7 protein-coding genes are annotated in these 7,681 nt (G+C 36.9%); 4 read left to right on the forward strand and 3 right to left on the reverse strand.

The window, feature by feature from the left end:
• Positions 1–245: 245 nt before the first annotated feature.
• Positions 246–998, reverse strand: coding sequence for a DUF4097 family beta strand repeat-containing protein (locus tag BI291_RS16090; RefSeq protein ID WP_074500026.1), 753 nt, complete (start codon positions 996–998; stop codon positions 246–248).
• 113 nt (positions 999–1,111) lie between these two features.
• Here BI291_RS16090 and BI291_RS16095 point away from each other — a divergent pair, with 113 nt between their 5' ends.
• The 4 genes from BI291_RS16095 to BI291_RS16110 all read left to right on the forward strand — a co-directional run bounded on the left by BI291_RS16095 (position 1,112) and on the right by BI291_RS16110 (position 5,430).
• On the forward strand, positions 1,112–2,389 hold the full coding sequence (locus BI291_RS16095; protein WP_074500036.1) for a CinA family nicotinamide mononucleotide deamidase-related protein: 1,278 nt from the start codon (positions 1,112–1,114) through the stop codon (positions 2,387–2,389).
• A 206-nt stretch (positions 2,390–2,595) separates the two neighbouring features.
• The gene (locus BI291_RS16100) at positions 2,596–2,922 is read left to right on the forward strand and encodes a hypothetical protein (protein ID WP_074500038.1); all 327 of its coding nucleotides are present in this window, start codon (positions 2,596–2,598) and stop codon (positions 2,920–2,922) included.
• A gap of 28 nt (positions 2,923–2,950) precedes the next feature.
• Positions 2,951–4,633, forward strand: coding sequence for a DUF342 domain-containing protein (locus BI291_RS16105; protein ID WP_074500040.1), 1,683 nt, complete (start codon positions 2,951–2,953; stop codon positions 4,631–4,633).
• Positions 4,633–5,430, forward strand: coding sequence for a DUF2884 family protein (locus tag BI291_RS16110; RefSeq protein WP_074500041.1), 798 nt, complete (start codon positions 4,633–4,635; stop codon positions 5,428–5,430). The genes BI291_RS16105 and BI291_RS16110 overlap by 1 nt, the downstream gene beginning before the upstream one ends.
• Before the next feature lie 36 nt (positions 5,431–5,466).
• Here the strand turns inward: BI291_RS16110 and BI291_RS16115 are convergent, their stop codons facing one another.
• Together BI291_RS16115 and ylqF are read right to left on the reverse strand one after the other, a co-directional pair.
• The gene (locus BI291_RS16115) at positions 5,467–5,889 is read right to left on the reverse strand and encodes an HIT domain-containing protein (RefSeq protein ID WP_074500043.1); all 423 of its coding nucleotides are present in this window, start codon (positions 5,887–5,889) and stop codon (positions 5,467–5,469) included.
• Between the two features lie 8 nt (positions 5,890–5,897).
• Positions 5,898–6,833 (reverse strand): ribosome biogenesis GTPase YlqF, encoded by a 936-nt coding sequence (gene ylqF / locus BI291_RS16120; RefSeq protein ID WP_074500046.1) that lies wholly within the window; start codon positions 6,831–6,833, stop codon positions 5,898–5,900.
• Positions 6,834–7,681 lie beyond the last annotated feature (848 nt).

A 7,681-nucleotide genomic window follows, 5' to 3' on the forward strand; every position in this document is an offset into this window, starting at 1 on the left:
AAATTAAAAATCACTATCTACAGAAAAGTCGAGAAAACTTTTTAGCTTATTATCAAATATGTTCAGTTATATAAAAATGGGGATCCGTCAGCCCTTTGGGAGCGTGTTAGAGGCGCGATAATTGCGCAAAACGGGTTTGATGTAGAACAACTATACCTGCACACGTTTCGCTTATTCTCCCACCTCTGACATCGCTCTGAACTGACTTAATCTTTATGCGAATTGGTATAAACGAATGGTCAATGCTAATTTTTCTTAATCTTTACGCTACCATTGACTGTTTCAATGTCTACCTGCACATCACCACTGCCAATCATGCCTTCCAACGATCTACCCGTAAACATGTTCTTCTTTGCGCTAAGACCAAAATCATTTTTAATACTTCCGTGCATAGTTTCCACTTCAACATCAGCATTTATATTTGCTGGTAATGATAAAACAACACGGCCATTAACGGTTTCAATACTAATGTCATCAAGCTGTTCTATACCATCAATATAGCTAACATCAACACTACCGTTAACAGAACTGATCTCGCTATTATTTGCTAATCCTGTCGCATCAATGCCACCATTTACGGTTTGTAATTTCATCGCTCCTGATACATTTTTAATCGTTAATGAACCATTAACTAGTTCAATATCTGATAACCTAGTACCTACTGGCACGTTAACTTCGTAATCAACACTGCCTGAAGAGTTATTATTCCAATTAGTTTTTTTATAACGTGTTTCTACCGAAACACCTCGGCTATTTTCCTGCATATCCACTTCTATCCGATTTCTTCCTTCTTGATCTTCTGCAGTAATAATTGCTGTGACGCTGATAATATCTTTTTTCCACCCAATAATATCAACATCGCCGTTAACGTTATTTAAGCGAAACTCAGCCGCTGAAGAATTAACATTAAACGTTTGTTTAATTTCATCTTTTACGTCTGCAAGTGTTGCTGAACTTAACATTAATAAGCTAAGGGTTAGTAATATTTCATTTTTCATGAACGAGTCCTTTTTATTGAGTTAATAAGTTAGTAACTCACATACGCGAAAAGGTTTAAACAAAAAGGCAAAATAAGGTAAATTAATGTTATTGCACTTTAAAACATAACCTTATGTCTAGATTAAACATTCAATTATTGTTAACTGGCGATGAAATCATGAACGGTGATATCGTCGATTCAAACTCTGCGATGATCGCACAACAATTAATCCCTTTTGGCTTAAAAATAGCAAAAAAAACGACAGTTTCTGATGATTTATCATTACTGATCGAAGAAATAAATACATTAAGTCAACAAGCAGACATATTAATTATCAACGGAGGTCTTGGTCCAACGGTAGATGATTTAACAGCCCAAGCATTAGCTACAGCCATTAATGTTCCTATTGAAAAAAACAATCAAGCCTATCAACATGTACTAAATTGGTGCGATAAAAGAAACTACCCGATTACAGACGCCAGTATCAAACAAGCAATGCTACCAAAAGGTGTAGACATCATTGCAAATGATATTGGTAGCGCAGTGGGATTTTCTATTGTTCATCACCAATGCCATATTTACTGCACGCCTGGTGTTCCTCGTGAATTAGCATTAATGTTAGAGCAACATATTATTCCGCAATTTGCAGACAACGTAACACAAAATTTTGCATATCAAGTCAGAAAACTTCAAGTCTTCGGTATTGGTGAGTCTTCTATTCAACAATTAATACATAATCATTTCCCAAAGTGGCCTGCTGAAATCTCATTAGGTTTTCGAGCTTGCACACCGATGTTAGAAGTGAAGTTAACAACACACAAAAAAAATACCCTACCTCTGCTGCAACAGTGGCAAGAAAAAATACATCATTTATTAGGAGATCACGTGTTATGCCAATTTGATGGAGCACCTCCAACAATGGCAGAGCATGTTTTATCTTTATTGCAGGAAAAAAATCTAAAAATTACCACCGCTGAATCATGCACCGGTGGATTGATAGCCAGTTTGCTTACTGATATCTCAGGTGCATCAGAATCGTTTGAGGCTGGCTTTGTTACTTATTCTAATCATATGAAACAAACCTTACTTGATGTGCCTGAAGAACTATTAGTAGAGCATGGGGCAGTAAGCGAATCCGTAGTTAAAGCAATGGTACTTGGTGCAATAAAAAAATCAAATGCTGATTTTGGAATTGCCGTTTCTGGTATTGCTGGTCCGCATGGAGGCAGTGATGAAAAACCAGTGGGAACCGTTTGGATAGCTTGGGGCACTTCTACTACGATTAGAACAGTAAAATTTATAATAAAATCTGACAGACAATCATTCCAAATATCTGTTGCTCATCGAGCTTTAGATTTACTGAGACGTGAGATATTAATGAGCAAACAGTCACCAATGTACAAAAAATAACAATAATTTGTTGCAAGAATGTAAAAGCAGCCTCAATTTCTCGCATTATGAGGTTATTTATTGCGTAGCAAATCAAAACTTTATATATTTACTATACGATATACTGTATCTACAACTTATTAACGCATGTACACTAACCAAAATAGAGAAATATCTATGCTGCTACATTACATGCGAATAATGCTTTAGTTTCCTAGGAGCACATTTTGATTGACAAGAACTTCATCACCAGTGGTCGAAATACCATCATTCACAAAATGAGAAAATTTGATTTATTAATCATTAACGGCAGCCACCCTGTTGTTGTTGTCAGTAATCGAGGCATAGGTATCTTTAAAGGTGAACTTCCCCAAAAAAAATCAGATGCTAAAAAAGCTTACCAAGATGTAGTTGATGTAGCCGCCACGGAAGTATTTGGTGAAACAAAAACATTAATCTTTGTGCAGGCACTTGATAATAAAGAATACAAAATAGATTATTCAAAAGTTAACACTCCAAACTTCATTCGTATTCACCAAGAAAACTATATTTAAACATGTGTTCAAATAGAGAGTATAAAGCGTGACAAAGGCAACTTTAGTTCCCAATAAAAAAAACAATATTGATTTGGTACTACAGCCGATAAAAGATCAGACGTCGCTTACTGAGGTATCTATCCATGAACTTATCGATGCTTCTGAGTATACAAGTCTTTATGTTGACAACGGTAATATAAAAAATGCTATTGCTGAACTTAACAGTGTTTTAAAGCCCCTTCAACAAGGCCAATCTGGTCGTGAAATCTCTTATCAAGTGCTTGAGCGACGGGATGCTAAAATATCCATTGAAATCGACAAAGATGAAATGACTGCATCCGCTGAAATTTCAACTGCCCTGGGCGGAAAACATCTAACAGCCAAAGCAATATTAGCGGCTGCTCAACAAGCAGGTGTCACAAAAGGGTTTAGTAAAGAAGAATTAGTAAAACTTGCCCAACACGCTGCTCAAGAGCCCCCTGGTAGTATCGTAAAAGGCTCTATTGCGTACGGTAAAGATCCTATCGATGGTAAAGATGCCAAGGTTAAACATTTAGTACAAAGTGCACAAGACAGAATTCTACGCCCTAAAGAACGCGAAGATGGTTCAGTAGATATGCGTGATTTAGGTGATATTATCTGTGTAAAAATTGGTGATCCTTTAGCGAGAAAAATTCCATTAACAGATGGAATTAAAGGGTTTTCGGTAACTGGTACCCCCCTGGAGCCAAAGCCTGGAGATGACTGCACCTTACAAGCCGGTGAAGGTACAACGATAAGCCCAAAAAATGAAGATGTACTTGTATCAACAAGGGTTGGTTTACCACGCATTATCGATAACGGTATGGAGGTTGATGAAGTTTACAAAATTAAAAATGTAGATGTAAGCACAGGTCATATCGATTTTGAAGGCAGTGTTATCATCGATGGTGACGTATGTGAAGGAATGCAAGTAACCGCTAGAGGCGATATCACTGTTGGTGGTTTTGTTGAATCTTCCTACTTAAACTCAGGCGGCGATATTACCATCGGCAGTGGTATAATCGGCAAGAAACAAGAAGTAGATGATCTAAAAGTCACCGATATCACCATGAGTGCTAACTTGAAAGCGAAAGGCACTATTTTTGCAAAATATTGCCAATATGCTGATATAACATGCAATAATTTTCGAATAGAAAATCAGTTAATGCATACTATTATTGAAGCCGAAGAAAGAGTATGGGTTGGTACTGATGAAAAAGCTAACGGTAAGCTGATTGCAGGACACATTACCGTAGGACAATCGATACATGCAGGCACAGTTGGAGCAACAGCAGGAAGCGCAACAATTATCACCTTTGCAAAAAGACTAGAGCACTTTAATGAGCAAATCACTGAATTAGATGCGAAAATAGAGGTAGAATCTAAACAAGTCGATGAACTAAAAGAAGCCAGTAATAAGCTAAGAAAATTACCGAAAGATAAAGTAAACCCAGACATGCTTAATAAAGTCATCTCTACCTATAAACACCATGCAGAGCAAATGGCCAAATACATCAGTGATAAAGAATTACTCGAAGAAGAAGTTAATCAATACATGGGAAGTGTATGTGTTGAGGCAACAGAACGTATTTATCAAAGCGTACAAATGACTGTTGGCGATTTTCACGAAAAAACAAAGCGTGAATATGGCCCAAGTAGAATGCGCTATAAAGAGCGTAAAATTATAATAGATCCAATTGTAACATAATGAAAAGTCAGTCAACTATCATCTCAAAGCTACTTACCGGTATTTTTTTAAGTAGCTTTTTTACATTTAATGTTAACGCAAGCAAATGCGATATTAATTTCCAACATGGAATTATTATTGACCCTTCACATATTCGAATTTTAGAACGTGATATCACTATCGTTCAAATCAACAATGACGAACAACTTTTTGTCAAAGGAAGAGAAATCCCGTTAACTGACAAGCAACGCTTATTAATTTCTGAATACTCTCAAGGGATACGTTTTCAAATACCTGAAATTGTCTCTATTGCAATCGAAGGCGTTGATGTTGGCCTTAAAGCCGTCAACAAAGTCATAGCTGGTGTAACAGGTGAAAATAGTGCTTCACATCAGAAACTTCAAAAACGTTTTGACGAAATGCAATGGCGATTAAGAAAGCGCTTTAATCATAGTGATGAAAGTTATTATATTGCACCTCAAGATTTTGATGATTTTAGTGAGATTTTTGCTGGTGAATTCGAGCAAGAAATCGAAACGCTTGTAACCGAATCAATTGGTACAATTTTACTTGCTGTAGGTGAGGCCATGACAAATAAACCACAAGGTACTGGTGAAAGCCGTGTACAAACGTTTGACGAACGGATGGAAACCATGGGAGAGGAACTAGAGTTAGAAATGAGCGCAAAGGTAACTTCAATAGAAAATAAGGCAATGGTTTTTTGTGAAAAATTAAAGTCACTCGATGAAATAGAAACGAAACTAACTGAAAATATTCACCCGCTCGCCTTTTTTAATCTTATTCAATCTCAACATTGAAAACATTCACCACTTGTAGCGTTAACACGACAAGCCTTATTTATCTAATATCAGTTTTAACGCTGGCAGCAATTTATGCTTAATTTTCTCAATTTCTGTATCATTATAGGGACTCATTGGTAGCAACCCCCAAATAGGTTTCGGCCAAGCCTTATCTTCTTCAAAGCGAACTACATGATGCAAATGCAATTGAGGGCAAATATTACCTAATGCCGCTACGTTCATTTTTTTACCCTGAAATACTTGCATAAGTACTTCGCTTAACATACTAGATTCATTTAAAAGCTGCTGTTGCTGTTGCCAATCTAACTGGTAAATATCTTGAATATTATGCACCTTAGGTACGAGTACAAACCAAGGATACTGATTGTCATTCATTAGCAATAGTTTACATAATGGCAACTCTAACAATTCAATTGTATCGTTACTTAACATTGCATTTAACTGGAAAGATTCCATTGTATCTCCTATTTCCTTTTATTTTTTCTACCACGACCGCGGGCTAATTTTCTTGCTTCACGTTCAGCGATTTTTTGTTTATCAAGTGCTTCGAAATAAGCCGCTTCTTTAGAGATCATATCAGGTGTTTCGAATGAGATTGGCCCTAACGTTTTATCTCTAATCTCATTAATCAAAATAGTTGAAGCCTTAGTAAAATCAACTAATCCTCCACTTTTAACACAGCCTCTAATTTTGCCAATTGCTTCTATTAGCTCAATTTCACGTTGTGGTAATTCAACTAATTTATAACGCTCAAGAAGCCTTTGAGGATAAGCTTCAATTAAATAATCTGCCGCAAAACAAGCTATATCATCATGATCATAGGCTGTATCTTTTACCGCACTGGTAATTGCTAAACGATAACCACTGTTCTCATTTATTATTTTAGGCCAAAGCATACCCGGTGTATCATAAAGGTATAACCCTTCTTCTAGTCTAATACGTTGTTGACCTTTTGTGACCGCAGGCTCATTTCCTACTTTAGCTTTAGCTTTGCCTACTAAAGTATTCAATAACGTCGATTTACCTACGTTAGGTATCCCCATAATGACTGCATTGATCTGTTTTCCTGTTTGATCTTTATTTGGCACTAAACTACGAATTAAGTTTGGAATTGTTTTAGCTATACTCGGATTATCGGTTGTTAAAGCGATCGCTTTTACATTATGTTGTGTCTCTAAATGCTCCAACCATAATGACGTAATATTTTCATCTGCAAGATCACTCTTATTGAGAATTTTGATAAGTGGTTTATCACCTCTTATCTCGGTGATCATCGGGTTTTCGCTACTAAAAGGTAACCTAGCATCACAAACTTCAATGACCACATCTATTTGCGGTAAAATTTCTTTAATTTCTTTTTGGGCCTTGTGCATGTGCCCTGGATACCAGTTAATTGCCATAATTTTTTTACGTTATAAAAAAAGTAGATTTTAACATCACACCAGTAATAAATCTTTATTATTCAATCAAGGTTTTTAGATAAAACGTGGCGAAAACTACATACCTGTCTCTTTGAGTTTAACAACTAAGGTTTGCAACTAGTATTCACGCATAGCGTCAGATGTGTTATACCAATTCGCATAAAGATTAAGTCAGTTCAGAGCGATGTCAGAGGTGGGAGAGTAAGCGAAAGGTGTGCAGGTATAGTTGTTCTACATCAAACACGTTTTGCGCATTTATCGCGCCTCTAACACGCTCCCAAAGGGCGAATTTAAACGCTTCATAGTCTGTGTTGTTGATTTTAACAAGGGCGCTACAAGGATGTAGCTTATTAGAGAACGCAGGAGTACGTTCTCCTGAATAACCATTCTCTGCAATCAACGCCGTACCTCTAAAGCGTTTAATTCTCGCTGAATGACCGAATATTTATGCGAATTGGTATTAGCTATCAATACACCTAATTAAACTTTTTTAGAAGCTAGAATGCAAGAAACCTTGTTTCAGGCCCGCGAATTCGCAGAGCTCATTCGGTTAAAACGGGCCAACATGATACAGTTCATGTTGTCTGTTAACCTTTTTAACCCTACACACGTGAGAGTACTCCATGTATTTTGTCCATAAAAAAAGCTTGATTCAGGCCCGCGAATTCGCAGAGCTCATTCGGTTAAAATGGGCCAACATGAAACACTTCATATTGTCGTTAACCTTTTTAACCCTACTCTCATATGGGCGTTACTTATCACATGAGGCACACTACCATCGACGCTATTGCATTTCACTACTGAGCTCAGCATGGGTATTTGCCCAT

Origin of the sequence: Thalassotalea sp. PP2-459 (assembly GCF_001913705.1) — a bacterium.
GTDB classification, from domain to species: Bacteria; Pseudomonadota; Gammaproteobacteria; order Enterobacterales; family Alteromonadaceae; genus Thalassotalea_C; species Thalassotalea_C hakodatensis.